This is a genomic window from Microbacterium sp. Root53, from assembly GCF_001426925.1.
Taxonomy (GTDB): domain Bacteria; phylum Actinomycetota; class Actinomycetes; order Actinomycetales; family Microbacteriaceae; genus Microbacterium.
This window is the reverse complement of sequence record NZ_LMFR01000021.1, coordinates 167,486-193,602: the sequence shown is the minus strand read 5'-3', so window position 1 is coordinate 193,602 and position 26,117 is coordinate 167,486. Positions and strand designations below refer to the sequence as shown.

Genomic DNA, 26,117 nt, shown 5'->3' with positions numbered 1-26,117 from the left:
GCGCGGCGGCCCGCGGAGGTCAGTCCTCCGTGATCTCGATCTGCGTGATCAGCGTCGCCTCGATGTCGCGGCCGATCTCGTCGAGCACCTCGTCGGGCACGCGCTGGTCGACCGTCACGATGCTGAGCGCGAGGCCGGCCTGCTCGCGGGCGACTTGCATGCCCTCGATGTTGATGCCGGCGGCGCCGAACTTCTCGCCGTAGATCGCGACGATGCCCGGGCGGTCGCGATAGATCAGCACCACGTGGTGCTTCTCGATCGGCACCTCGATCTCGTAGTTGTTGATCGCGACGATCTTCTGCACCATGCGGGTGCCGGCGAGCGTGCCCGCGACGCTGAGGAGCGTGCCGTCCGAGAGCGTGCCGCGCAGGATCGTGACGTTGCGGTACTCGGGGCTCTCCTCCTCGACGATCATGCGGGTCTCGATCCCGCGCTGCTCGGCGAACAGGGGTGCGTTGACGTACGAGACGGTCTCGCTGACGACGTTGGTCAGGATGCCCTTGAGCGCCGCCAGGCGGTAGACGCTCACGTCGTAGGCGGCGAGCTCGCCGCGCACCTCGATGTCGAGGCTCGTGAGGGCCGACTTGGCGAGGCCCGCGAACACCTGTCCGAGCTTCTCGACGAGCGCGATGCCGGGGCGCACGAAGGGGTCGATCACGCCGCCCGCGACGTTGACCGCGTCGGGCACGAGGTCGCCCTCGAGCGCGAGCTTGACCGACTTGGCGACCGAGACGCCGGCCTTCTCCTGCGCCTCGTCGGTCGAGGCGCCCAGGTGCGGCGTCGCGACGACGTTCGGCAGGCCGGTGAGGCGGGTGTCCGCGGGCGGCTCGCTCGAGAACACGTCGAGGCCGGCACCGGCGATCTCGCCGTCCTTCAGCGCCTGCTCGAGCGCGGCCTCGTCGATCAGGCCGCCGCGCGCGACGTTGATCACGTACGCGGTCGGCTTCATCTTCTTCAGCTGCGCCGTGGAGATCATGCCCGTCGTCTCGGGCGTCTTCGGCATGTGAATCGTGAGGAAGTCCGACTGCTCGAGCACCTCGTCGAGCGAGCCGAGCTCGACGCCCAGCTGCTGCGCGCGCTGCGGCGTGACGTAGGGGTCGTAGGCCATGACGCGCATCCCGAACGCCTGCATCCGCGCCGCGACGAGCGCGCCGATGCGGCCGAGGCCCACCACGCCGAGGGTCTTCTCGTACAGCTCGGTGCCTGTGTACTTGCTGCGCTTCCACTCGCCGCCCGCGAGCGCCGTCGCCGCCGGCGGGATGTGACGCGCGAGGCTCAGGATGTGGCCGCACGTCAGCTCGGCGGCCGAGATGATGTTGGAGGTCGGCGCGTTGACGACCATCACGCCCGCCGTCGTCGCGGCCTTGATGTCGACGTTGTCGAGGCCCACGCCCGCGCGGGCGATCACCTTGAGCTGCGGGGCGCGGCCGATCGCCTCCTCGTCCATCTTCGTGGCCGAGCGGATCAGCACCGCGTTCGCGTCGGCGAGCGCCTCGAACAGCGCCGGCCGGTCGGTGCCGTCCACCGTGCGGATGTCGAAGTCGGGACCGAGCGCCTCGATCGTTGCGGGAGAGAGTTCTTCGGCGATGAGGACGACGGGCTTCGGCACGGGGTCTGGATCCTTCGGTGCGTGCGCGTGGGGCCGCGCGAGTGGGGATGGGCGGTTCGGGTCGGTCCGTTCACACCACGCCGCGGCCGGCCTGCGGGCCCGCCGGGGGCGCGATCGTGCCCCACAACTCTATCGGAGCGGCGCGCGGGCCCAGGACGGCGCCGGGCCCGCCCGCGGTCAGCCGACCGGCAGGACGACCGTCGTGTACGCGATCACGTCGAGCCAGAACACCGCCACCAGCGCGAGCCCCGCGAGCAGCAGGAGCGCGAGCACGGTGAGGCCGCGGCGCCGGCCCAGGCCGAGGGCGAGGCCGAACAGCAGGATCGGCAGGACGATCGCCAGGATCCACACGGTCCAGCCCATCGGCGTGAGCGAGAGACCGGCGACCTCGGCGGCCTGGATCCAGCCGACCAGGTAGCTGACGGCGCTCCACACGGCATACGCGAACAGGAGCGCGAACGCCCCGGCGATCGCGGCGACGGCCCACGTGGGAGCCGTGCGGGCGGCGGTCGTGCGGCTCATCGTCCCATCGCTCCCATCATCACGAACGGCCACGGCACGAGCACCAGCACGCCGACCGCGAGCGCCGCGAACCGGCGCCACTGCGGGCCTCCTCGGGTGAGGACCACGGCCGCGACGAACCAGATGGCCGGGGCGAGCATGCCGAGCCACATGGCGCCCTGCAGCATCACGTCGGCCACCGCGCCGGTGTCGGCCTGCACGCGGTCGCGCAGCCGGAAGCCGCCGAGGGCCCAGCCGACCATGTAGAGCGCGAAGACGCCGCCCAGCACGCCGTATGCCACGAGCGCGGCGCTGCCGAGGGACGGCGCTTCGTCCGACGGGGTGGCCTTCGGCGCGGCGGTCGCCGGCCGGGCGGTCGCCCGCGGCGCATCCGGTGCAGGACGGGCGGCGCGGTCCGCACGCGCGTCGAGCGTGGGGTCGTCGTCGCCCTCCCAGGAGAGCGCATCGTCGTCGCCGGACGTCATGCCGCCAGACTATCGAGCGCCGTCGGCGGCCTCGTCATCGCGATGACGGGCGTCCGCGAACGCGGCCGCGAGCGCGCCGCGCACCGCGGTCACGGCCGGCACCTCTCGCGAAGAAGAGCGGAACGCCAGGAACACCTCGCGGTGCGCCGCGGAGGGCAGGGAGATCCGCCGCACGGGGGCGTCGTCCCCGTCGAACGCGAGCCCGGGCACGAACCCGACGGCGCGTCCCGAAGCGATGAGCCGCACGTGCGCCACGAGGTCGGCGGCCTCGAACCGCACGTCCGGCTCGAAGCCCGCGGCGCGGCACTGCTCCAGCACCCAGGCCCGCGCCTGCGTGCCCTCGGGCTCGACCACCCACGCGGACTCGCGCGCGTCCGCGAGCGAGCGGATGGCGCTGTCCTGCGCGACGACGAGGTCGATCGGGTCGCGCCCCAGCAGCGTGCGCTCCATCCCCGGGCGGTGCGGGCGCGTGCGGCCGACGTACTGCTCGGCCACGACCACGTCGAGCGAGCCGGCCTCGAGCTCGAACAGCCCCTGCTCGGGCGGCAGCAGGACCATCTCGACGCGCACGTGCGGATGCTCGGCCTCGATCCGCGCGAGCGCGGGCGGCACGAGCGCCATCGCCGCGGTCTGCATCGCCGCGACCCTGACCGTGCTCGGCCCCGGTGCCGTGAGCTCGAGCGCACCCCGGGCCTCCTCCTCCAGGGCCAGCACCCGGGCGGCGTGCGCGGCCACGGTCTCCCCCGCCGGTGTGAGGCGGACGCGCCGGCCGTCGGCGCGCAGAAGCGGCGTCCCGATCTCGCTCTCGAGCTTCGCCAGCTGCTGCGAGACGGTCGACGCGCTGTAGTTCAGCGCCGAGGCGACGGCGGCGATCGTGCCGCGCAGCTGCAGCTCTCGCAGCAGTCGCAGGCGGTGGCTGCTCCAGGTCCCGATCATCGTTCAATGCTATCGAACGGAATCCGTCGCATCCATCCGCTTTTCCCGAACGGTCCTCGCGCCGCACACTGAAGGGATCCATACCCCCGAAAGGCAGTTCAGATGAGCTCCTCCCTCGCCTCGCCGCCCGTCTACAGCGGCGGCGACATCGACGGCGCACTCGCCGAGCAGGCCGTCGCGCAGGTCCGCACCTGGCTCGCCGCCGCCCGCGACGAGAAGGTCGACGCGGCCGCCCGCAACCTGGCCGGCGTCCTGCGCGACCCGCACGGCCTCGAGTTCGCCGTCGGCTTCGTCGACGGCGTCGTCCGCCCCGAGGACCTCAAGGTCGCGGCGCGCAACCTGCAGCGCCTGACGCCCGTCATCCCGACCTTCCTTCCCGCTCCGCTGCGGGGCCTGATCGCGCTCGGCGGGTTCGCGGCGCCCATCGCGCCCGGCATCGTGGTGCCGATCGCCCGCACCGTGCTGCGCCGGATGGTGCGCCACCTGATCGTGGACGCGCGCGACGAGCGCCTCGGGTCGGCGCTCAGGGCCATCCGCACCGAGGGCGTGCGGCTCAACGTGAACCTGCTCGGCGAGGCCATCCTGGGCGCGCGCGAGGCCGAGAAGCGCCTCGCCGGCACGCGTCGCCTGATCGAGCGCGACGACGTCGACTACGTGTCGATCAAGGTCTCCTCGACGGTCGCGCCGCACAGCCCGTGGGCCTTCGACGACGCCGTCGCCCATGCCGTCGACGCGCTCCTGCCGCTGTACGAGACGGCCCAGCGCAACGGCACGTTCATCAACCTCGACATGGAGGAGTACAAGGACCTCGACCTCACGATCGCGGTCTTCAAGACGATCCTCGAGCGCGAGCGGTTCCGCGGCGTCGAGGCCGGCATCGTGCTGCAGGCCTACCTGCCCGACGCCCTCGCCGCCATGATCGACCTGCAGGAGTGGGCCGCCGCGCGCGTGTCCGCCGGCGGCGCGCCGATCAAGGTGCGCGTCGTGAAGGGCGCCAACCTGCCCATGGAGCAGGTCGACGCCGAGACCCACGGATGGCCGCTCGCCACGTGGCAGAGCAAGGCCCACTCCGACGCGTCGTACAAGGCCGTGCTGGACTACGCGCTGACGCCCGAGCGCACGCGCAACGTGCGCCTCGGCATCGCGGGCCACAACCTGTTCGACGTGGCGCTCGCCAAGCTGCTCGCCGAGCAGCGGGGCATCGACCTGCGCGACGGGTCGATCGAGATCGAGATGCTGCTCGGCATGGCCACCGCCCAGGCGGCGGTCGTGCGCCGCGATGTGGGCTCGCTGCTGCTCTACACGCCGGTCGTGCACCCCGACGAGTTCGACGTCGCGATCGCGTACCTGATCCGCCGGCTCGAGGAGGGCGCGAGCTCCGACAACTTCATGTCGGCCGTGTTCGACCTCGACAGCGACCCCGCGCTGTTCGAGCGCGAGCGCAACCGCTTCCTGCTCTCGATCGCGATGATGCCCGACGAGGTGCCGGGACCGAACCGCGTGCAGGACCGCACGGCCCCGGTCGTCCCGGCCGAAGGCCCGGGCCAGGGCTTCGTCAACGCGCCGGACAGCGACCCCGCGATCGCGGCCAACCGCGCGTGGGCGGACGGCATCCGCTCGCGCATGGCGGGCTCGGCGCTGGGCGTCGACACGCTGAAGGCCCACACCCTCGCGACCGAGGACGAGCTCGAGGCGACCGTCGCGGGCGCGGCGTCTGCGGCCGAGGGCTGGAGCGCCCTGGGCGCCCGGGCCCGCGCCGAGATCCTCTACCGCGTGGGCGACGCGCTCGAGGCCCATCGCGCCGAGCTGCTCGAGGTCATGGGCTCGGAGGCCGGCAAGGTCATCGAGCAGGGCGACCCGGAGGTCTCGGAGGCGATCGACTTCGCGCGCTACTACGCCGAGCAGGCACTCGCCCTCGACGAGGTCGACGGCGCCCGCTTCGAGCCGGTGCGCCTGACCGTCGTGACGCCGCCGTGGAACTTCCCGGTAGCGATCCCCGCCGGCTCGACGCTCGCCGCCCTGGCGGCCGGGTCGGCGGTCATCCTGAAGCCGGCGCCGCAGGCCGCCCGCTCGGGCGCCGTCCTGGCGGACATCCTGTGGGAGGCCGGCGTCCCGCGCGACGTGCTGCGCCTGGCGCAGGTCGAGGAGGGCTCGCTGGGCCGCCGCCTCGTGGCCCACCCGCGGGTCGACCGGGTCATCCTGACCGGCGCGTACGAGACGGCCGAGCTGTTCCGCTCGTTCCGCCCCGACCTGCCGCTGCTCGCCGAGACGAGCGGCAAGAACGCGATCATCGTGACGCCCAGCGCCGATCTGGACCTCGCCGCCAAGGACGTCGCGTACTCGGCGTTCGGACACGCCGGTCAGAAGTGCTCGGCCGCGTCGCTGGTCGTGCTGGTCGGCTCGGTCGCGAAGTCCGAGCGCTTCCGCCGTCAGCTGCTGGACGCGGTCGACGGCTACGACGTGGGCCTGCCGTGGCAGGCGCCGTCGCGCATCGGCCCGCTCATCTCGCCCGCCGAGGGCAAGCTGCACCGCGCCCTGACCCGCCTCGAGCCGGGCCAGCGCTGGGTCGTCGAGCCCGAGCAGCTGGACGACGAGGGCCGACTGTGGCGCCCGGGCATCCGCGAGGGCGTGAAGCCCGGCAGCGAGTTCCACATGACCGAGTACTTCGGCCCCGTGCTCGGGATCATGACCGCCGAGACGCTGGACGAGGCGATCGACATCGTGAACGCGGTCGACTACGGGCTCACGTCGGGCCTGCACTCGCTCGACGCCGAGGAGGTCGGGCGCTGGCTCGAGCGCATCCAGGCCGGCAACGTGTACGTCAACCGCGCCACGACCGGCGCCATCGTCGAGCGTCAGCCGTTCGGCGGGTGGAAGCGCTCGGCGATCGGCGCGGGCACCAAGGCCGGCGGCCCGAGCTACCTGTTCGGCCTCGGCACGTTCTCGGACGCGCCGGTGCGCGCGGGCGGCGAGCTGGACGCCGACGGCCGCGGTGTGATCGCCGCGGTGGGCGGCGCCCTCGCCGAGGACGAGCGGGCCTGGCTGACCGACGCCCTGCGCACGGACGCCGCCGCGTGGCGCGAGGAGTTCGGCGCGGCGGTCGACGTGCAGGGCCTGCAGTTCGAGCAGAACGTGCTGCGTTACGCCCCTGTCCCGGTGACCGTGCGCGTCGAGGGCGGCCGCGCGGCCGAGCTCGTGCGCGTCGTCGCGGGCGGCATCCGCACGGGCGCCGCGATCACGGTGAGCACGTCTGAGCCGCTCCCCCGCGCGGTGTCGTCGTGGCTCGCGGCCGAGGGCGTCGACGTGTCGGTGGAGGCCGCCGCGTCCTGGCCGGCGCGCGCCGCCGAGCTCGCCGTCACCGGCGGACGCATCCGCCTGATCGGCGGCTCGACCGCCGCGGTGATCGAGGCCACGAACGGCGCGCCTGGCGTGGCGGTCTACGACGGCCCGGTCGTGTCGGCCGGTCGCGTGGAGCTGCTGCCGTTCCTGCACGAGCAGGCGGTCTCGATCTCGGCGCACCGCTTCGGCAACCCGCGCCGCTACGAGGTGCCGGTGCTCGCGGGCCGCTGATCCGACGCACCCCGAGGGGCCGGCCGCCGCATGGCGCCGGCCCCTCGGTCGTACGGGTCGACGTTCGTTCCGAAAACCGGACGGGTGTGACTGCTGGGGCGCGAGTGATCACATCCGGCACGCAGGCCCCATCCATCCGGTCTCCGGAACGGACGCCGCCGCTCACAGGCCGGATGTGACGGACGTCACCCCCTGAGACGGATGAGGCCGCCCGCGGCTGGATCAGCCTGGGCCCACGGGCCAGAGGCTCCGCGCGTCGCGAATGCGACGTGCGGAGAAGGCCTCGGGGACGGGCGGCCTCGAAAAGTCCGGATGAGGACGGATCAGTCCTCGACCTTGCGCTTGCGCCAGCGGATGCCCGCGTTGATGAGGCCGTCCAGGTCGCCGTCGAAGACGGCCGCCGGGTTGCCGACCTCGAAGCCGGTGCGCAGGTCCTTGACGAGCTGCTGGCCGTAGAGGAAGTACGAGCGCATCTGGTCGCCCCAGCTCGCCGTGATGGTGCCCGCGAGCTCCTTCTTCTTCGCGGCCTCCTCCTCCTTCTGCAGCAGCAGGAGTCGCGTCTGCAGGACGCGCATGGCGGCCGCGCGGTTCTGGATCTGCGACTTCTCGTTCTGCATCGACACGACGATGCCGGTCGGGAGGTGCGTCAGTCGCACGGCCGAGTCGGTGGTGTTGACCGACTGGCCGCCCGGGCCGGACGAGCGGAAGACGTCGACGCGCAGGTCGCTCTCGGGGATCTCGACCTCCTGCGCCTCCTCCATCACGGGGATGACCTCGACCGCGGCGAAGCTGGTCTGGCGCTTGTCGGCCGAGCCGAACGGGCTGATGCGCGCGAGGCGGTGCGTGCCCGCCTCGACCGACAGGATGCCGTAGGCGTACGGGGCGTCGACCTCGAACGTGGTCGACTTGATGCCGGCGCCCTCGGCGTAGGAGGTGTCGAGCACCTTCACGGGGTACTTGTGGCGCTCGGCCCAGCGCAGGTACATGCGCATGAGCATCTCGGCGAAGTCGGTCGCGTCGTCGCCGCCCGCGCCGGACCGGATCGTCACGACCGCGCCGCGGTCGTCGTACTCGCCGTCGAGCAGCGTCTGGACCTCGAGGTCGCCGATGACCTTCTCGAGATCCGTGATCTCCTTCTTCGCCTCGGCGACCGAGTCCTCGTCCCCCATCTCGTTCGCGAGCTCGACGAGCACCTCGAGGTCGTCGAGGCGGCGTTCGACGCTCTCGACGCGCGCGAGGGCGGACTGGGCGTGGCTGAGGGCGCTCGTCACCTTCTGGGCGTTGGCGGTGTCGTCCCACAGGCCGGGGGCCGCCGCCTCCTCCTCGAGCCGCGCGATCTGGGCGCGCAGCCCGTCGACGTCGACCACCTCTCGGATGTTCGCGAACGTGGTGCGCAGCGCCTGGATCTCGGCGGAAGGATCGTAATCAAGCATGACGCCCCAGCCTATCGCGGCGCGGCCGTGTGCCGCGCGGGACCGGGGCGCCGGCCGGCCCCGTGCGAGACGGGAGTAGCGTGGCAGGAGATGACCAGCGCACCCGATCCCCGGCGCGGCGCGGCCGCGGAGGCCATCCGCCGCTACGCCCCGATGATCTACGGGCCCACGGCGCTGTACTCGGTCGGCCAGGGCGCCATCCTGCCCCTGCTCCCGATCATCGCGAGGGAGCTGGGCGCCGACCTGGCGACCGCGGCGCTCGTGATCGCGATGCTCGTGGTCGGGCAGCTGGTCGGGAACCTTCCCGCGGGCTGGCTCGTGTCGCGCATCGGCGAGCGGCACACCATGACCCTGGCTGCGGCGGTGTCGCTGATCGGGATCGCCGGCATGCTGCTGTCTGGTCACCTCGGCGTGCTGATGCTGTCGGTGCTGCTGATCGGCGTCTGCGCCTCGGCGTTCGCGCTCGCGCGGCACACGTTCATGACCACGCGCGTGCCGCTCGCCTACCGCGCCCGCTCCCTGTCGCTGCTCGGCGGCTCGTTCCGCCTGGGCGCGTTCACCGGGCCGTTCGTGGCGGCCGGCCTGCTCGGCATCTTCGAGAACGAGGAGGCGAGCATCTGGTTCTTCGGCGCCTGCCTGGTCGTGGTGGGTCTGCTGGTGACGTTCGGGCCGGATCCGGAGCAGGCGGCGGATCGCGCGGCGCGCGCCGCCGAGACGCGGCCGACCGAGGAGGAGGACCCCGAGGCGCTGGAGGCCGAGGACACCGGCGAGGCCGTGACCGGCTCCATCCCGACGGCCGAGCGGATCGGCGTGTTCCGCACGATGGCGCGCCACCGGCGGGTCCTCTCGCGCCTGGGCCTCGCGGCCGCGTCGCTGTCGGCCGTGCGGGCCTCCCGTCCCGCCGTGCTGCCGCTGTGGGGCGTGTCGATCGGCCTGGACTCGTCGACCATCGCGCTGGTCGTCGGCATCTCGGGCGCGCTCGACTTCGCGCTGTTCTACGCCAGCGGCCAGGTGATGGACCGCTTCGGCCGGCTCTGGGCGGCCGTGCCCGCGCTGATCCTGATGGGCGGGGCCCTGTTCGCGCTGTCGTTCACGCACGAGCTCGACGCCGCGACGATGTGGTTCGGCGTCTTCGCGACGGTGATCGGCGTCGGCAACGGCCTGTCGAGCGGCATTCTGCTGACGCTCGGCTCCGACATCGCCCCGAAGACCGATCCGGCGCCGTTCCTCGGCGCGTGGCGCACGATCACCGACGCGGGCGGCGCGCTGAGCCCGCTGCTGGTGTCGGGCCTGACCGCCGTCGCCTCGATCTCGGTGGCCGCCGGCGGCATCGGCGCGATCGGCCTGCTGGGCGCCCTCGCGTTCATCCGCTGGGTGCCGCGCTTCGTGCCCACGCCCGGGCGCGACTGACGGTCCGCAGCCGCCCCTCCGCCGCCGGCGGTGCGAGGGCGGAGGACACCGGCTCAGCGGACGTCGACGAAGACGGGGTTCGTGTAGAGCCAGGTGTCGGCCCAGGGGTCGCCCTCGTTGTCCGGGTGCGTGATCGGACCGGCGGGGGTCGATCGCCGCGCCGAGGTAGCCGGTCCCCTGTCGCCGGCCGTCGCTGCCGCGCAGCCGGATGTAGAACGGCTCGGCGGCGCGTCCGAGCGGAAGGCGGAGCTCGAAGGTGCCGCGGCGTCCGCTGGTGTCGATCCGCTCGACGACCTTGGTGTCCGGCGCGCGCCAGGAGTCGCGGTCGGCGACCGCGCCCGTCACCGCGCCGCGGATCACGTCGAGGTGCCCGAGCTGCGGCAGGACGCCCTTTGGGTTCGGCCGGCTGGCGGTGCGGACGGTGATGCGGAGCTCGATCCGCTCGCCCCGCGCGGCGGCGAGGCGCCCGCCCAGCGTGACCCCGGGTCCGCGGTCGCCCTCGGCGACGACGCGGACGTCGAGCGCGTCCACGAGGTGGCCGTGATCGTCCCAGACGCGCCCGCGACGCAGTGCGTCCATGACCTCGAGGTACCCGTGGCGCGCGACGCCGACGTGCGTCCGGCTGAACTCGCCCGGCCAGAAGTCGCTGCCGGGCTGCGGAACGCCGGTGTCGGTCGGGCTCGGCTTCCAGCCGAGGGAGTCGAAGCTCTCGCCGGCGGGCATGTCGCCGTCGCGCCACGTGTCCCAGATCGTGCGGTGATTGTCGGAGTTGGAGGTGATCGAGAGGCGCCGGGCGCGCCCTCCATTCCGACGCAGATGCCGTCGGCGGCGTCGCGCCAGGCGCGGATCTCGTGCGGCGAGTCGATGCCGAGGCGGGAGGGGTGGTTGGCGAGGACCAGCACGTCGTCGACGAACGACGCGGCCCGCTGCTCGCCGAGCCACTCCAGCGCCGCCACGGCGCGCGCCTCGTTCTCGGGGAGGTCGGCGGCCCAGCCGTTGAGCTTGCCGTCCCAGCGGCGCTGGAACTCGCGCAGCAGCTCGACCTCGTTGCGGCCCGGAGCCACCAGGACCGTGCCGTGCTCGGCGGCCGGGATGTACCACTCCAGGCCCTGGAAGATGAGCTGCCGCGGGTTGCGGGCGCGGGCCGCCATGATCTCGGCGTGCTCGGCGGCGGCGCCCTTGGCGGCGTTGCCGTGGTTGCTGTGCTCGGTGAACGCCATCCAGTCGAGGCCGTACTCGGCGCCCTTCCGGGCGAGCTGGTCGAAGTCGTACTTGGCGTCGTGGCTGTACCGCGAGTGCACGTGGTGATCTCCCACGAGCCAGGCGAGCTCGGGGTCGCCGCGGCGGGCGCTCGCGGCGGCCGCGGGCGCGGCGAGAGGCAGGACGCTGCTCGCGAGCGCGAGGCCGGCGGCCATGCCGACTCCGCGGAGGAACGAGCGGCGGGAGGCGCCCTGCGCGTCGAGGGACGCCTCGGGGATCGCCGGGTCGGCCCAGCGAGGAAGGTGGGTGGGCAGGATGGGGTCGGGCATGGGGGAACTCTCCGGGAGGGTGACGGGCGGAAGGCGCCGGCCGGGGGGGGCGGCCTTGCGACCTTCGCCGATCGGCGTGGCCGCCCGCTGAACGGGCGGGGAACGCGGGGCTTCCTCCGGGCCACGATCACCCGCGACGGCGCCGCTGACCCGCCTCAGTCGAGCGCGTTGCGGCTGGTCGCGGTCGCCTCCAGCGGCACGCCGCCCGGAACGAACGGCGAGAACACCGGCGGATGCCACGCGCCGGCGACCGTGACGCGTGCCGAGGCGCCGTCCGCGGTCCACGCGCCGACCAGCACCGCGTCGCCCGGCGCGACGTCGATCACGGACTGCGCCTGGGTGCGCATCCGGTCGGCGTCCAGCTCGGCGCGCGGCACGCCGCCTTCGAGCGTGAGCGAGAACCCGTCCGCCGCGGCGAGCGCGGCCGCATCGGCGAGCGCGTCGAGCCGCTTCTGCGGGAGATACAGGGACGTGGCGTTCACGCACACCAGGATCAGCGCGATCGCGAGCACGGCGTACCCGAGCGTGAGGGGCAGGATGCTGCCGCTCTCGTCGCCGCGGACGTCGAAGCGCGCCGCCGTCATCCGGCCTCCCAGAAGCGCGACACCTTCTGCACCGCGGTGGCTTCGACCGGGACGACGGCCAGGCGGTCCAGGCCCAGCAGCGGCGGAACCAGCGGCAGCTTGACGGACGCGGTCACCGTGACGAGCACGGTGCCGCCCGGGGCCGGACACGGCCCGGCAGGGCGGCAGCTCACGTCGGCGTCGAAGCTCTGGATGCCGTACTCGCGCGTGACGGATGCGAGCACGGCATCCGGGTCGCCCGCCGCGGGACCGGACGCGATCACGCGGGCGGTGAATCGCGCGGCCGACTCCACTCCCAGCGTCTGGGACTGGATCTGCCCCAGCGCGAGCACGAGGTAGGTCAGCGGCACGAGCATCAGCACGCCGACCGTCAGGAACTCCAGCGCCGCCGAGCCCGCATCGTCCGCGATCAGCCTGCGCAGCCGCCGTGCGGCGTCACGGCAGCGATTCGAGCGGCGCACTGGCCGTCACCTCCAGCCCGGCGGGCACTCCGAGGAGTCCGATCAGCGGCAGCGTCGTGCGCACCGTGATCGCGAGCGACGGCACACCCCCGGTCGTGGTCCGCGAGGCCGCGATGTCCTCCGCATACTGCGCGCCGACCGCCCGCGAGATCACGAGCCTGGCGCGTTCGGCGCCGTCGCCCGGCGCGGCATCGGCGAGCGCCGCATGGTGAGCGCCCTCCACCGCAGCGTCGTGGACGACGTTGCGCACGTAGACCGCGAGGCCCAGCTGCATCACCGCGAGCGTGAGCAGCGTCAGCAGCCCCCCGACCAGCACGAACTCGGCGGGGCCCGAGCCGCGCTCGGCCTCCCCCGCCGGCGCGAAGCCGAGGCCCCGCGCGTGCCGGGTGGCGGGCCGCGCGATCACAGTCCGGACACGCGCGAGATCGCCTGCTCGAACAGCCCCGACAGCGCGGGACCCGCAAGCGCCCAGATCACCACGACCAAGCCGGCCGTCATGAGGGTGATGAGCACCCAGCCCGGGACGTCGCCGCGCTCGTCGTCGCAGAGGTCTCCCCACGCCGTCCGGGCACGCACGAGCGCCCGCTCCATCAGTCTCTCCATGTCCGTCTCCTTCATCTCGAACGGCGGCCCGGGTCATCCGATCCCGAGCCGCAGCATGAACACGCCGGGGAACACCGCGAACACGACGCTCAGCGGCAGCAGGCCGAACACCAGAGGCAGGAGCATGAGGATCTCCTTGCGCCCCGCGGTCTCGATCAGCGAGCGCTTGGCGTCCTCGCGGGCGTCCGACGCCTGCGCCTGCAGCGCCTGCGCGAGCGGCGCGCCGCGGTCGAGCGCGGCCACGATGTGCTCCACCGCGCGAGAGAGCGCCGGCACCTGGAGGCGGCGCGACATCGCGGCGAGCGCGTCGGGAAGGCTCGATCCCGTTCCGACGTCGAGCACGACGGCGCGCAGCTCGGCGGTGAGCTCCCCGGAGCCGACGGCTCCGACGCGGCGCAGGCTGTCGAGGATGCCCTCGCCCGCGGCGAGGCACAGCGCCAGGAACTCGAGCACGGTCGGAAGCTCGTCGGCGATGCGGGCGGTGCGCGCCCTCGCCTGGCTCGTGAGCAGCAGGTCGCACAGCAGCACGCCCGCCGCGCCGCCCACGAGCGGCAGCAGGAGGCTCGGACCGCTGAACGACCCGGCGAGCGCGAGCCCGACGACGGCCACGGCGCCGACGGCGAGCCCGGCGACTCCCCAGGCGAGCTGGCGGGCGCGGAACGCGGCCGGATCGACGGGACGCCCCGCCTGCGCCAGCCGGATCATGAGCGTGTCCGATGTGCCCAGGAGCCGCACGGCCCACCGTGCGACGCGATCCGCCACCGCCCGCCAGTCGAACGCGGTCGTGCCGGGCCCGAGCAGGTTCCAGGCCGTCGTTCCCGCCGGATCCGTCACGTCGCGGATGTACGGCGCGATCCGGCGAGAGAGCGAGGGCGCGCCGATGCGCGGGATCAGCACGAGCAGCAGGCAGATGCCCGCTCCCAGAGCGCCGCCGAGCAGCACCGCGAGCGCGGCATCCGTCGCCCACGTCACGCGAACCACCGCCTCGGCTCGGGGAGGCGGCCGATGCGGATCATCACGCGGTACGCGACGAAGGACACCACGGCCCCGCCGACGATCAGCACGACGCCGGCCGGGCTCGAGTACGCCTCGGCGCCCTCGGGACGCAGCGCGAGCAGCGCCAGGATCACCCACGGCGCGACGACGCCGAGCACGGCGGCGCCCTTGGTCCACGACTGGCGGGACTCCACCTCGGCCCGCAGCGCGGCATCGGCCCGGACGGAGGCCGACAGCGCCCGGAGCACAGGCACCAGCTCGGTGCCTCCCACCTGCCGCGCCATCCGGACCGTCTCCACGATCCGGTCGGCCATCGGGTCGGCGAGCGCCGCCTTCAGGCGGTCCGCACTGGAGTCGAAGTGCCCGGAGGCGGTCATGTCGCGCTCGAAGCGCCCGAACGCCGCCCGCAGCGTCGGCGGCGCGGAGACCGCCAGGCTCGAGATCGCATCGGGCAGCGACATCCCCGCCCGCACCGACGCGATGAGGAGATCGCACACGTCCGGCCACAGCGCCCGCCGGGCCCGGATGAGCCGCGAGCGCCGGGCCCGCAGCCACGCGATCGGCGCGGCGGCGCCCGCGGCGAGCGCGAGCAGGGCGAGCGCGGGGACGGCCGTGGCCAGCCAGGCCACCGCCGCGGACAGCAGGGCGCATCCGGCGCACGCCAGCACCACGACCTTCTCGGGCACATGCGAGAGGCCCGCGCCGGCGAGCAGCCGCCCGATCGCGCCGGTCCTCGGCGATCGCCCCTCCGCACGCTCCCGGACGGGCCAGAGCCACGGCGAGACCGTCAGCAGCAGCCCGCCTCCCAGCAGGACGCCCCACAGCACGGTCATCCCCGCACCTCCGCCGGAGCCCGGTGCACCGCCCGCACCTCCGGGACCTCGCCCAGGATGCGGCCGGTCGGCTCGACGATCTCCGCCACCCTGCGCGAGCCGTCGGGGAGCCGCTCGCAGTGCACGACCAGGTCGACGCTCGTCGCCACGGCGTGGAGCACGAACCCGCGGTCGATGTTGCGGCCGGCGAGGAGCGGCAGCGCGGCGAGCCGCCCCAGAGCGTCCACCGCCGAGTTCGCGTGGATGGTCGCCGCGCCGGGCACGCCGGTGTTGAGCGCGAGCAGCAGATCGAGCGCCTCGGCGTCGCGCACCTCGCCGACCACCAGCCGGTCGGGCCGCATGCGGAGCGCCTCCTTCACGAGCCGCCGCAGCGTGATCTCGCCCGTGCCCTCGAGGCTCGGCTGACGCCCCTGCAGGGCCACGAGGTCGGGGGCGTCGACGCCGAGCTCGAACGTCTCCTCCACCGTGATGATGCGGTGCCCCTCCGGGCTCGCGCCGACGAGGGCGCCCAGCAGCGTCGTCTTGCCCGCGTGCGTCGCGCCCGAGACCAGCACGCTGCGGCCGTCGCGCATCGCCTCGCGGAGCAGCTGCGCCGCATCCGGTGTGAGCGATCCGAGCGCGGCGAGGCGGTCGAGCGATCGGTGCCCCGCGAGGAACTTCCGGATGTTGACGGCCCAGTGCTTCCGGGCGATCCCGCCGATCACGACGTGCAGGCGGGATCCGTCCGGCAGCGACGCGTCGACGAACGGCTGGCTCAGGTCCACGCGCCGCCCGGTGGCGTGGAGCATGCGCTCCACCAGGTCCCGCACCGACGCATCGGTGAGCTGCACCGGCACCCGCTCGGACACCCCGCCGCGCGCGACGAACACCTTGTCCGGGGCGTTGATCCAGAGCTCCTCGACTCCCTGAACGGTACGCCACTCTAGACTGTAGTGCCGTGAGTACGTTGGTTCAGAGCATTGGGGCCGACCCGCGAACACTGGTCGACCTGTATCTTCGCCTCTCCATCGACCGCGAGGGCAAGGACTCGATCGAGCGACAGGAACACGACCTTCGGGCGTGGGCTGCTCGCGAGGGGCTGACCGTGCGGCGCGTGTGGACCGACGCCGGGAAGTCGGGCTACATCCGAAGCGTCCGCCGCCCCGGCTTCGACTCCGCGCTCGAAGCGCTGACCGCTGGCGAGGTTGGCACGCTTGCCGTCTGGAAGCTCGACCGTCTCAGCCGTCAGGGCGCGGGGCAGGTGGGCACCGCACTCGACGAGATCGACGCCGCGGGCGGCCGTCTTTTCTTCCTGAAAGACTCGCTCGACTCGACGGTGCCCGGTCATCGCATGGTCATCGTCGTTGTGTCTGAACAGGCACGCGCAGAGAGCGCGAACACTTCCCTTCGGGTGAGCGCGAAGAAGGATATGCAGCGGCTCGAAGGGAAGTGGCTCGGCGGACCTCGGCCCTGGGGCTACGAGCTGGACGACGACCGGCACTTGCGCCCGCACCCGACCGAGGCGCCGCTGGTGCGCGAACTTTGCGACCGCGTGCTGAGCGGCGAGACGCTGGCCGACATTGCCCGGGATTGGAACCGTCGCGGCGTGCCAACACGCAAGGGCGGCGAGGTGTGGCGCACCTCGACTATGAGCCTCGCCATCCGCTCCCCCGTCCTGGCCGGGCTCCAGCCCGAGACGTTGACCCGCGGAAACAAGGGCTACCACGAGCCCCGCGTTACCGCGCCGTTCCGTCACCCGGACACGGGAGAGACGGTCTCCCTTATGGCTGAGGGTTTCGCGCCGATCGTATCGGAGGGCGAGCGCCAGCGGTTGCTCGAAGAACTCGCATCGCGCTACACCCGCTGGGGGCGCGGCCAGGGGGTGCCGCGTCGACTCCCTGAGTCGCTGCTCGGCGGCGGGATGGTCAGGTGCGCGACTTGTGGCCGCTCCGCCAGTAGCTTCGGCAACGCTTATCGCTGCCGCAAGCGCTTTGTCGACCGTGATCCGTGTGAGGGGCCGCTGAACGTTGCAATCCGCACGCTGGATCGATACGTGAAGCGTGAATGGGCTTACGGGCTGGCGACCTTCGACCCCGACTCGCCGATCCTCGCCGCTGTCGCGGACCGCTGGCTGGCGAAGAACGACCCCGCTCCGATCCGCGAGCGCGAAGAGCTGACGGCCCAGCTTGCCGACCTCCGCGCCCGCATGGCCTCCGCCGACGACGACTACTACGTGCGTGGCACACTCGACGGCGAGCGCCACGCCCGCATCACGTCGGCCATTGCCGAGCGCATCGCGTCGACTCAGGCGCGGATCGCTGAGCTGCCGAAGCCGGAGGCGGACCTGGGCGCACTACTGGACCCGGAGTTGTCGCTTCCGGCAATCGAGGGAGCCGACGTGCTCGAAGCCCGCGCTCTTCTCCGCCTCGCGATTAAGCGCGTCGTCGTGAAGCCCGCGCCCTACCACGGCGCCCGCTTCGACCCGAAGGAGCGCATGAAACTGATCTGGGTTGGCGAGCCCGACCCCTACGAGAACGCGCCCGCATAGGTCGCCGGGCCCCGTCTCACATCTGAGGCGGGGCTTCGTCGTGCATGCGCACGATTGCTGTCTCCGTGTAGGTGATCCCGCAGCCACGACACCGCCAACCGGCGCCACCCGAGACCGGGTGGAGCACCGTGCGACAAGCAGCGCAACGGGGCGCGTCTAGTCCGTCGTCCATGCGGCGACGATAGCCCGTCACTCCCTCTAGGTCGTCGTCGCGCCGAAAACCCGCGGCTCGCCTGGCACCCGCCGCAGGGGTGGGGTGGTCTGAGCAGATACCGCTTCCCCGCTAACGGTCCTTCCCTTCTCCGCGCGCTGCGCAGCCTTTGGCAACGCTGTGTGGTCCTATGGCCGCGCGTGCACACGTGGGTGCTGGGCATCAACCCAGCGCGAGCAGTAGGCGGGGTGGACCCCGCAGAGCTGCTGTCGATGCTCGCCGACCTCTTGCGCCTCTTCGGCTAGCGTTTCGCGCGCCAGGCGCCGGGAGGGGGCACGAGGGGCACAATATGGTGCCCCCTCCCTATTAGGTGTATAGGACGGACTTTCCTATAGGCGGTAATAGGGAGGGGGCACGTTTTCGTGCCCCCTTTGCCCCCTCTCGGCGTTCACACGGCGCGCCGCCGCTCCGGCGCCCGCACGCGAGCAGATCTGAGCACTCTGGCCCTCTATATCTGTGAGGGGTCGAACGCCCGTGGCCGTGCCGCCGACGCGGCCGGGCGCCTCCCTCCGGCCCGGCGATGATGCCGGGCCCTCTCTTTTTGCCTCCATGTGTCAGTCACGGATCTGCGGAGGGCACCGCTTCATGTACACCGTCGAATGCGACGCCTGCGGACAGCGCTTCACCGCCACTCGTTCAACCGCCCTGACTTGCTCGGCCGCGTGCCGCCAGCGGCGTCACAAGGAGCGCAAGGCGGCCGCCGCTGTGGCCGCCGCGCTCGACCTGGCACGCATCGCGCACGCAGCCCGCACCGCGTCCGATCCCCACGCGGCGCTTCAGTCAGTGGAGCGGCGCGCCGAGCAGTTGGCTGAGTCGCTCGCGCCCCGCCGCCGCGGCGGCACGCCGTAGGCGCTCCACTGCACGCGGCGGAGATCTCGGGCCTCCCCGCTGCCGACCGCCCGCCTCCTGGGGCGGCCGGTACGGCGCGCAATGGCGCGCGCCACGCGCACCCGTCGCCTCTGGCCCTCGGCGGGTGCGCCCCTGACTTTCCTCGACCTGCTGGTGCCCTGCCAGCACCCCGCGGGAGCGGGTGACCCCGAAAGGTAACCGATGAGCGATCCCCGTCGTTACAACGCCTGGGAAGGCATCGCTAACTACTCCTTCGGCAACGACATGCCCGACGACACCCTCGTCCGACTTGCCAACGCTGAGGCCCTGAGGGCCAAGTGGCTCGCTGAGAATGAGAAGGGCCGTGCCGCGCAGGCGGTCGTGCGCGAGGCCAACCGCGCCCTGAAGGAAACCACGGAAGCCGAGGCGGTCGGCGATGCCACCGCCAACGACGTCGCCAAGGCGCGCCGCCAGGTCGCGAAGGCCAACGCGGCGCTCGCCAAGCAGACCGCCGCCAGCCGCGCCGCGCTGATCGCGTTCGACGAGGCGGTTCAGGCCTACCGCCGCGGCGACCGGTCCGAGCTGCTGAGCACCGCACAGGCCACGGCCGCGGACGCTCAGGCCAGGGCAACGAAGGCCTATGCCGAGCTGACCGCGGCGCTCCCGGAACGAGAGACGGCGTTCAAGCTCGCCGGATGGGACCCGAAGGCCTCCGGCACCTGGCGCTCCCGCCAGCCCTTCGCATTCGCCGTCTCGCCAGACTCCGCGCTTCGCGAGCTGCTCGATCAGCTCGGCACCGTCGTCAACGAGTTCCCCGAAGACCTCACGGCAAAGCACACCAGCGAGAACGGCGAGATCGTTGACCCGAAAACCGGCGAGCGAGAGATCCCCGACGCGCTGAAGCGCCGCATGGCACGAGGACTGGTGATCCGCTGATGGCCCTCAACTACGAACGCATCCACCAGATCACTCGCAAGATCGTCGAGGACACCCAGCTCCCGCCCGAGCAGCTCGACGCTCTCGACCCGCGCACGCGCGCGCAAATCGAGACGCAAGCCCGAGCCCAAGGGATCACCCCCGCCCAGATGCTCGCAGACCTTCGGCGCTCCCTCATCGCGCAGAAGAAGAAGGCCGCCGAGGACCGAGACATCATCGAACGGGCCGTCACTGCCGCACGAGCCGCCCGAGGCAGGCGGACTCGATGAAGCGAACGACACAGCCGCCCACCACGCGCGCCGAACTGCGTGCCCTCGTGGGCAAGGACCGCGCCAACGAGGTCGCAAGACGCTGGCGCCCGCTCCTCGCCACCTTCATCGATCACAGCTGCATTCCCGGTCCCACCCTGCTCGGATCCACCCCGGTCGCCACATGGCACGCCCTGACGGCGGCCGAGCAGGCAGCCTTCATCATCGCGCGGTACCTCGGCGCATGGCACCAGAACGAACGCGCGGCAGCGCGCTTCGTCGCCGGCGCCCTCAGCGAAGCACGCAGACCCGTCGATTCCGCCCGCCGCCGCAACCCGCGCTACTCGATCGCTTGCTGGCACTGCGCAGCGTTCACACCCGCGCCCCGAGGGCCCAAGCCCGCGCGCTACATCACGTGCGACGGATGCGCGGGGCGCAGCAGCCTCCCGCGCAGGCGGAAGGCGTAACTCAGATCGCCGTCCGCCACGTCAGGTCGCGAGCCGATACCAACCCCTAACCGCAAGGCCGGGGCTCCCTCTCAGCACCGTGAAGGAGCCCCGGCCCAATCCTCCAAAGTAGCTATGACACAGCATCAGGCGCGCAAGCCCGGCATCTACGTCGGCGGACGCACGATCAGCGACATACGTTCAACGCTCTACGTCGGCACCGAGACCGGCGCGGGCGAAGCCACCATCGGCGACCTGTTGCCCCTGCTCGACGCCGACGAACTCAGCATCTACGAGGACGACGGAACCTGACCGAGCTTCCCAGCCTCAGCACGGCGAACAGCTGCGCGGCGACTATGCGCATGGCGACTGCGCGTGCGATTGCCAGGACTTCCAGGCCTTGCAGCACCAGCGCGCGACGCGCACCCTAGACGCCCGGCGCCAACGGACGGAGGCCCGGGGGACCCCTCCCCTCCCCCTACGCCCTCTGTCCCGGAGCGGCATAGCAATTCCGTACGCGCGCAAGTCTGGGGTTCTCGAATCGCCGAGCTCACATCGTTGCTACGCCACACGCGCGTCCGCGTACTCCTCAAGCACGCGTCTTTCCCCCTCAGTCAGGCCGAAAAGCCCAGCGACGAGATGCTCAATCTCATCCGTGCACGATTGTCTCTCAGCGCGCGCTGCCTCAAGTTCACTTCCGACCAGCGACGTCCGAAGAACCGCCTCGGCCTCCTCTGCTCGCCGAACCAGATTCACAATGCGGTCATGGACCTCTTCGCCAGGCTCGGAGCGAACGATCGGCAGACGGGAGACGGTGTTCTCGTAGTACTCCAGGACTCCGCCACCCAGCAACTTCCCGATGAATCTGAACCTGGCGGTAAGAATGCGTGTATTCAGGAGTCCAAGAATGTACCGAAGATCTTCTGGCTGACCATTGTCATATAGCACGGTGGTATCCGTAATTCCGATAAACGAGGCCTCTTCGTCGAGCGCAAATCGATTCGTCGCCGATCGATAGGGGCTAAGAATCCTCGCACGACCAAAGTACTCCTTGTGGAGCGGCCAAGAATACCGCCACCACTCACAGTTTCCACGAACGAACGCAGCCCTCTGAGTAAGGACCGCTTTCCGATCCTCTAGATGCGCTCGCACATCCGCTGGCAGGGTTCCGAAAGACTTCGCACCCTCCAGATAAAGCATGTGCACACGAGAGTGCCCGATATAATAGGCATGGATGTCCGAGTTTCGAGCACGCTCATACAGGAGCCCCTCCGCCCGCAACGCTTCCATCCGCCCGTGGCTCGCCTCAAACTCGAAGGCACTGTTCGCTGCCGTTTGCATTCCCTGCCCGATATGCAGCACCTCGCCAACCTTCGTCCCGGCAGCGTCCATTTTTGCGAGGATTCTTTGGACCTCTGCGTCGCCAAAGTTCCAGGCCTCCGAGCCGAGCGCTTTAGTAGGCACTTCCACCGTGGAGAAGTTCTTTGCGTCCCGAAGGTATGCGTCCGTGTACCCAGGGCGCAGACCGGTGTGGCGGAATCGCGCGAACCGCGTGTTCTTTACCGCAGCGCTCTTCGTCAACTGAATGATCGCGGTATTAATGCCAACCTTGGGGAATACCAAGGCATGCCTGAAGTCCGTCACTGACCGAACTTTCGAATTCTTGGCGACCCAGCCTCTCAGCTTGCGAGCTTTGTCGCCCTCAAGGAACGATCTTGAGACGATAAAAGCCGACTCGCCGCGGCAAATGTCAGCAGCCTTCTTCAAGAAGTAAAAGAGAAGGTCGGTCTTATCCGTGTATACCTCGGAGTACGCAGTGCGCAAGTATGCGAGCCTCGGGTCGTGGCGCCCCCAGGTCGAATCGACGTTGAGATAGGGCGGGTTGCCGATCACCGCATCGAATCCGCCACGTTTAAACACCGCCGGAAAGCTATCGCGCCATGAGAACGGGTTGTACGCCAGCACCTCCTCGGCGCTCGCCCCGAGAGGCACCGGGAAGTCGTGGTCGACGAGACTATTTCCGCACAGAATGTTGCGGTCGAGGTCCGGGAGGATTCGGCCAATTTCGAACTCCAGTTGCGCTTGCCCCTCAATCACCATTAGTAGCAAGGATAGCTTCGTAACCTCAACCGCCTGCGGGTCAATGTCGACACCGAAGATGTAGTCGAGAAGGATTCGCTTCCGCTCTCGGGAGTTCACCCGAGGCTTACCGTCCAGCCCTACTTCAAGAAACTTCTTGCTGTTAGCGGTCTGCGCGGCCCAGTGGTCGCGGTGCCAGTCGAGGAGGAACCGGTACGCGGCGATCAGGAACGACCCGCTCCCGGACGCGGGATCCACCACGGCGAATCCTGTCTTTCGTAGGCTCGCCGGCGTCTTGCCCTCTAGCAACCGCCCAAGTGTCTCCTTGACTATAAACTCTACGACTGGTGACGGCGTGTAATAGACGCCGGATGATTTTCGATACTCTGGCTTTAGTTCGACTCGGACGGACCGATCATCGCCGACGACGATCCGCTCGCCAAGAAACTGCTCATAGATTCGTCCGAGGATGTCGGCGGGCATGACGGAGAACTCATACGGTTCCGGGAAGTAGAGCCTTCCTATGATCGTGCGCAGAACAGTGTCCGCGACTTCGATACTGAGGCCTATTGCGTCTCGTCGCGGGTCATCCTCGCCGCCGTTCAGGTGAAATAGCCCGGAATTGTAACGGTCGTCAGCGCGCTTGAAGATCGTGAGTAGGCGGCCATACACGTTTGGTTCTTCCAGCGCGCGCTGAAGAGTGCCTTCGACCTCCAAGCCGCGGGCCTCCGCGACTCTGAGGAAAACGATGCGGTCAATGAGCGTTTGCGTCGCGGAGCTAACCTCGAGGTTTGTCAGGGCTGGATTTCGTGTCGCAATGTCAGTCGCGAGCGTTCGGCGCCAGCCTCGAATTTCGTCAAGGAACGCCGAATCGATCGTCCGAGTTCCCTTGGGGGCCGGTGCTTCCGCTGCCAGCAGCTCCAGGACACCATCGCCCACGTTTGTGCGACCAAACATGCCGTGCAGTAGCGGCCAGTTGTCTTCAAGCTCATCGATTGTGAAGTAGGCGATCCGCCCTACCAGTGCACTGTCCGCCGGCTCGGGCGGCCTCCGACAGTCATAGATGGCGTACTCTTCAAAGTCCGTCACGAGCCCATAGGGCAGATCCGCTGTCCAGCAGTACCGGCGGAGCTGGTAGGCGGGGGCGCGGTCAGTCTCGATATTGACGGACGGTCGCTTGGCTTCCATGAAGAACCGCGGACGACCATCGGTGTAGAACCCGTAGTCGGGTGCCTTCGTTCGGCCGTCGACGGTGACGCTTGCCTCCTGAATCACCTCGCGATCGATAAACGATGATCTGAGACTGTTGACGGGGTCCCAACCAAGCTCCTCCAGTAGGGGATTGAGGAACTCGGAACGAAGGGCCATCTCCTTGTAGTCGGCCGACCGATAGCTCCGCGCGCTCTCGCGAAAGCTGTCTACGAGTGCCCGCAGGCGGTCAGGGAACGGCGGGGTGTCTACCAGCCCTGCAACGAGTTCGCGTACATCTGCCGCTCTTGCCAAGTCCATCTCCCAGGAGTCATCGAAAGTCGATCCGCGGCCTTGTGGCGCCGCCCCACAGGGCTGGTCGGAACGACCCTTCAAGTGAGCGTAGTGAACCCTCGCAGGCTAACGGTGCGACACGGACCTGCAGCGGTGATCGATCTCGCCGCGGTCCAGTCGCGCTGCGGTCGCGATCTACATTCGCAAACGACACGTCGCGACCGAGGAGCGGACTAGTTTGGGAGACATGTCCTATTCCCGGAGCAGCTTCCACGACGACGAGTTTCATGATGTCGTCGAGGGACTCGCCGAGGCAGACGCATTGGCTGTGCTCCTTCGCGGCCACCTCTGGATCGAAGTGCTTCTGGAGCAGGTGGCACGCACAAGGCTGGCTCGCCCAGACGCGATCGATTGGTCGCGGGCTCGCTTCGAGCACAAGTTGTCGATTGCAGAAGCTGTCGACGGGATCACTCCCGATCTCAGCGCCGCAGTTCGGGACCTGAACCGCCTACGGAACCGGCTGGCGCACGATCTTCGCTATAGCGTGAGCGAAGATGACCTCAAGATGTTGATCGGACGGGTAAAGGATGACCGCATCCGGTCCGCGATTGACCAGCTCGCAGAACCGCAGCTGGAGATCGCTCGCACGCTTGCGGCAGCGCGGCTGCGCGGCGACGAGATCGAGTTCTCACACGGCGCCGAGTGGATGGACCGGGCACTGACTCCGGCACGGGCCTATCTGTTCTCTTTCGTCGTGGCGACAGTTCGAGAGCTTGGTATCACCTACGCCCTGGACTCCCTTCCCGGCCGTGCGCCCGACGACGCAACCTTCGTCGACCTCCTGGATCAAACCCTTCGACGAGTCACAGGTGGACTGTTCGGTCTCAACGTACCGTTCTCGCGTTGAGCGCGACAGGCGTATCACGGCTGCGCGGATGCCCCGAAGACGACCCGCGCCACCGCACGCCGATACACCACTGCGTGTGCCTCACGCAGGCGGTGCCCCACTCGACTCCTCGGGCCGACCATCCCAGCACGCCATAACCGCGGTCCGCTCAGAGGGCGATAGCGCTTGCGGCTCGAACGTCCCACCACACGCGCCCTGAGGCGGTCCGGTGCTAGTAAACCGACCCACTCGGATCAGCAGATTGGGAGCTTGGCGTATCGTTCACAGATTCTCCACGCCCGGGTCGTCGAGGTACGGCTGCAGCGGCCCGTAGCCGGTGACGGCGGCCAGCACCTCTCGCACCCGCGCGGCCTCGTCGTCGATCGGCGCGGTGCCGCGCGCGAGCGCGACGTCGTTGTGCCGACGCACCTCGGCCTGCGCGATCCGCGCCACCAGCTCAGGGGAGCGCGCCGGATCCGCCTGCTCGGCCCGGAGCCGGTCGCGCACCCTCTCCACGAGGGCTGACGTGCTGGGGGTCACACGGCCATGATGGCCGCGTGACGCGGATCGGCCGGGAAGTTATCCACAGCGAACCCGAGGGCTGTCCCCCACCGGACCGGACGGGGCCGTCAGTAGACTGGACGGGCTCGCGGGAGTGGTGAAACTGGCAGACACGCAGGATTTAGGTTCCTGTGCCTCCGGGCGTGTGGGTTCAAGTCCCACCTTCCGCACGAACGTCGTTCACAGCACGCTCTTCGAGACAGGACAACGGTGCATCCTCTCGCTCTCATCCCCTGGCTGGATCCGCAGACGATCATCGACGCGGCCGGCCCCTGGGCCCTGCTGGTCGTGTGCCTCATCGTGTTCTCCGAGACGGGCCTGCTCGTGGGCTTCCTGCTGCCCGGAGACACGCTCCTGATCATCTCGGGCCTGCTTACGCACACGGTCGACGTGTTCGGCGTGAACATCTGGATCACGAGCGGCCTGATCGCTCTCGCCGCCTTCGCGGGCGGAGAGGTCGGCTACCTCATCGGCCACAAGGGCGGCCCGGCGGTGTTCGAGCGCAAGCAGTCGGGCCTGTTCAGCGTCAAGAACGTCGAGCGCACGAACGCGTTCTTCGAGCGGTTCGGCGGCATCACGATCATCCTCGCCCGCTTCGTCCCCATCGTGCGCACGTTCGCGCCGGTGGCCGCCGGCGTCGGGCACATGCCGTGGAAGCGGTACTCGCTCTACAACCTGATCGGCGCGGTGCTGTGGGGCTTCGGCCTCACGATGCTCGGCTACCTGATCGCGTTCATCCCGTTCGTGGGCGAGTTCGTGACCGAGTACATCGACCTGATCCTGATCGTCGCCGTGCTCGGCACCGTGATCGTCACGGCCTGGCACTACTTCGCCGAGCGCCGCAAGGCCCGTCTGGTCGAGTCGGCGCCGCCGGTCGAGGAGCTCGTGCTCGAGCCCGAGGTGTTCCAGCGCGGCGCCGACATCGACGGCGACGGCACGCCGGACATCAAGCTGTAGGCGGCC

General features: G+C 70.4%; 24 protein-coding genes, 1 tRNA gene and 1 pseudogene. 11 read left to right on the top strand and 15 right to left on the bottom strand.

What is annotated here, in order from left to right:
- Positions 1 to 19: 19 nt before the first annotated feature.
- The 4 genes from serA to ASD19_RS09895 form a co-directional block, all read right to left on the bottom strand.
- On the bottom strand, positions 20 to 1,609 hold the full coding sequence (serA, locus tag ASD19_RS09910; RefSeq protein ID WP_055991942.1) for a phosphoglycerate dehydrogenase: 1,590 nt from the start codon (positions 1,607 to 1,609) through the stop codon (positions 20 to 22).
- A gap of 177 nt (positions 1,610 to 1,786) precedes the next feature.
- Positions 1,787 to 2,131 (bottom strand): hypothetical protein, encoded by a 345-nt coding sequence (locus tag ASD19_RS09905; RefSeq protein ID WP_055991939.1) that lies wholly within the window; start codon positions 2,129 to 2,131, stop codon positions 1,787 to 1,789.
- Complete coding sequence (locus ASD19_RS09900; RefSeq protein WP_055991936.1) at positions 2,128 to 2,595, bottom strand: hypothetical protein; 468 nt, start codon at positions 2,593 to 2,595, stop codon at positions 2,128 to 2,130. The genes ASD19_RS09905 and ASD19_RS09900 overlap by 4 nt, the downstream gene beginning before the upstream one ends.
- Before the next feature lie 9 nt (positions 2,596 to 2,604).
- On the bottom strand, positions 2,605 to 3,531 hold the full coding sequence (locus tag ASD19_RS09895; RefSeq protein WP_055991933.1) for a LysR family transcriptional regulator: 927 nt from the start codon (positions 3,529 to 3,531) through the stop codon (positions 2,605 to 2,607).
- 102 nt (positions 3,532 to 3,633) lie between these two features.
- Here ASD19_RS09895 and ASD19_RS09890 point away from each other — a divergent pair, with 102 nt between their 5' ends.
- On the top strand, positions 3,634 to 7,101 hold the full coding sequence (locus ASD19_RS09890) for a bifunctional proline dehydrogenase/L-glutamate gamma-semialdehyde dehydrogenase (protein WP_055991930.1): 3,468 nt from the start codon (positions 3,634 to 3,636) through the stop codon (positions 7,099 to 7,101).
- 323 nt (positions 7,102 to 7,424) lie between these two features.
- Here ASD19_RS09890 and prfB read toward each other — a convergent pair whose 3' ends face one another.
- Complete coding sequence (gene prfB, locus ASD19_RS09885; protein ID WP_055991927.1) at positions 7,425 to 8,534, bottom strand: peptide chain release factor 2; 1,110 nt, start codon at positions 8,532 to 8,534, stop codon at positions 7,425 to 7,427.
- Positions 8,535 to 8,624: 90 nt separating this feature from the next.
- Between prfB and ASD19_RS09880 the strand changes: the two genes are divergently transcribed.
- Complete coding sequence (locus tag ASD19_RS09880) at positions 8,625 to 9,944, top strand: MFS transporter (RefSeq protein WP_055991924.1); 1,320 nt, start codon at positions 8,625 to 8,627, stop codon at positions 9,942 to 9,944.
- 356 nt (positions 9,945 to 10,300) lie between these two features.
- On the opposite strand, the gene ASD19_RS09875 is transcribed toward ASD19_RS09880, so the two are convergent.
- The 8 genes and pseudogenes from ASD19_RS09875 to ASD19_RS09840 form a co-directional block, all read right to left on the bottom strand.
- Positions 10,301 to 11,473, bottom strand: coding sequence for a PHP domain-containing protein (locus ASD19_RS09875; protein WP_200941102.1), 1,173 nt, complete (start codon positions 11,471 to 11,473; stop codon positions 10,301 to 10,303).
- A 155-nt stretch (positions 11,474 to 11,628) separates the two neighbouring features.
- A complete protein-coding gene (locus ASD19_RS09870) occupies positions 11,629 to 12,057 on the bottom strand; it encodes a pilus assembly protein TadG-related protein (RefSeq protein ID WP_055991921.1) in 429 nt (142 codons plus the stop codon).
- Positions 12,054 to 12,518 (bottom strand): hypothetical protein, encoded by a 465-nt coding sequence (locus ASD19_RS09865; RefSeq protein WP_055991918.1) that lies wholly within the window; start codon positions 12,516 to 12,518, stop codon positions 12,054 to 12,056. The genes ASD19_RS09870 and ASD19_RS09865 overlap by 4 nt, the downstream gene beginning before the upstream one ends.
- Positions 12,493 to 12,921, bottom strand: coding sequence for a TadE/TadG family type IV pilus assembly protein (locus tag ASD19_RS14410; RefSeq protein ID WP_055992025.1), 429 nt, complete (start codon positions 12,919 to 12,921; stop codon positions 12,493 to 12,495). Before ASD19_RS14410 ends, ASD19_RS09865 begins: the two co-directional genes overlap by 26 nt.
- Positions 12,921 to 13,109, bottom strand: coding sequence for a hypothetical protein (locus ASD19_RS14405; RefSeq protein WP_055992022.1), 189 nt, complete (start codon positions 13,107 to 13,109; stop codon positions 12,921 to 12,923). The genes ASD19_RS14410 and ASD19_RS14405 overlap by 1 nt, the downstream gene beginning before the upstream one ends.
- Positions 13,110 to 13,154: 45 nt before the next feature.
- Positions 13,155 to 14,093 (bottom strand): type II secretion system F family protein, encoded by a 939-nt coding sequence (locus tag ASD19_RS09850; protein ID WP_055991915.1) that lies wholly within the window; start codon positions 14,091 to 14,093, stop codon positions 13,155 to 13,157.
- Positions 14,090 to 14,950, bottom strand: a complete 861-nt coding sequence (locus ASD19_RS09845) for a type II secretion system F family protein (RefSeq protein ID WP_055991912.1) — start codon at positions 14,948 to 14,950, stop codon at positions 14,090 to 14,092. The genes ASD19_RS09850 and ASD19_RS09845 overlap by 4 nt, the downstream gene beginning before the upstream one ends.
- Positions 14,947 to 15,852: pseudogene (locus tag ASD19_RS09840) on the bottom strand (CpaF family protein); the annotation flags it as partial. The gene ASD19_RS09845 and the pseudogene ASD19_RS09840, both read right to left, overlap by 4 nt.
- Positions 15,853 to 15,887: 35 nt before the next feature.
- On the opposite strand from ASD19_RS09840, the gene ASD19_RS09835 reads away from it, so the two are divergent.
- The 6 genes from ASD19_RS09835 to ASD19_RS14400 all read left to right on the top strand — a co-directional run bounded on the left by ASD19_RS09835 (position 15,888) and on the right by ASD19_RS14400 (position 20,458).
- Positions 15,888 to 17,477: a recombinase family protein gene (locus ASD19_RS09835; RefSeq protein WP_156377171.1), complete on the top strand. Its 1,590-nt coding sequence runs from the start codon at positions 15,888 to 15,890 to the stop codon at positions 17,475 to 17,477.
- Positions 17,478 to 18,273: 796 nt separating this feature from the next.
- The gene (locus ASD19_RS09830) at positions 18,274 to 18,537 is read left to right on the top strand and encodes a hypothetical protein (protein WP_055991906.1); all 264 of its coding nucleotides are present in this window, start codon (positions 18,274 to 18,276) and stop codon (positions 18,535 to 18,537) included.
- Between the two features lie 201 nt (positions 18,538 to 18,738).
- Entirely contained in the window at positions 18,739 to 19,452 is a 714-nt protein-coding gene (locus ASD19_RS09825; RefSeq protein WP_055991903.1) for a hypothetical protein, read from the top strand.
- Complete coding sequence (locus tag ASD19_RS09820; protein ID WP_055991900.1) at positions 19,452 to 19,721, top strand: hypothetical protein; 270 nt, start codon at positions 19,452 to 19,454, stop codon at positions 19,719 to 19,721. Before ASD19_RS09825 ends, ASD19_RS09820 begins: the two co-directional genes overlap by 1 nt.
- Positions 19,718 to 20,167, top strand: a complete 450-nt coding sequence (locus tag ASD19_RS09815) for a hypothetical protein (protein ID WP_055991897.1) — start codon at positions 19,718 to 19,720, stop codon at positions 20,165 to 20,167. Before ASD19_RS09820 ends, ASD19_RS09815 begins: the two co-directional genes overlap by 4 nt.
- Positions 20,168 to 20,281: 114 nt before the next feature.
- A complete protein-coding gene (locus ASD19_RS14400) occupies positions 20,282 to 20,458 on the top strand; it encodes a hypothetical protein (RefSeq protein ID WP_156377170.1) in 177 nt (58 codons plus the stop codon).
- 249 nt (positions 20,459 to 20,707) lie between these two features.
- On the opposite strand, the gene ASD19_RS09810 is transcribed toward ASD19_RS14400, so the two are convergent.
- The gene (locus tag ASD19_RS09810) at positions 20,708 to 23,728 is read right to left on the bottom strand and encodes an Eco57I restriction-modification methylase domain-containing protein (protein WP_162246664.1); all 3,021 of its coding nucleotides are present in this window, start codon (positions 23,726 to 23,728) and stop codon (positions 20,708 to 20,710) included.
- Between the two features lie 226 nt (positions 23,729 to 23,954).
- On the opposite strand from ASD19_RS09810, the gene ASD19_RS09805 reads away from it, so the two are divergent.
- Positions 23,955 to 24,614 carry a hypothetical protein gene (locus ASD19_RS09805; RefSeq protein ID WP_055991891.1) on the top strand — a complete coding sequence of 220 codons (660 nt, stop codon included), beginning with the start codon at positions 23,955 to 23,957 and terminating at the stop codon, positions 24,612 to 24,614.
- 261 nt (positions 24,615 to 24,875) lie between these two features.
- Here the strand turns inward: ASD19_RS09805 and ASD19_RS09800 are convergent, their stop codons facing one another.
- Positions 24,876 to 25,133, bottom strand: coding sequence for a hypothetical protein (locus ASD19_RS09800; RefSeq protein ID WP_200941101.1), 258 nt, complete (start codon positions 25,131 to 25,133; stop codon positions 24,876 to 24,878).
- A 109-nt stretch (positions 25,134 to 25,242) separates the two neighbouring features.
- On the opposite strand from ASD19_RS09800, the gene ASD19_RS09795 reads away from it, so the two are divergent.
- A tRNA-Leu gene (locus ASD19_RS09795) sits at positions 25,243 to 25,324 on the top strand.
- A gap of 40 nt (positions 25,325 to 25,364) precedes the next feature.
- Positions 25,365 to 26,111 carry a DedA family protein gene (locus ASD19_RS09790; protein ID WP_055991885.1) on the top strand — a complete coding sequence of 249 codons (747 nt, stop codon included), beginning with the start codon at positions 25,365 to 25,367 and terminating at the stop codon, positions 26,109 to 26,111.
- Positions 26,112 to 26,117 lie beyond the last annotated feature (6 nt).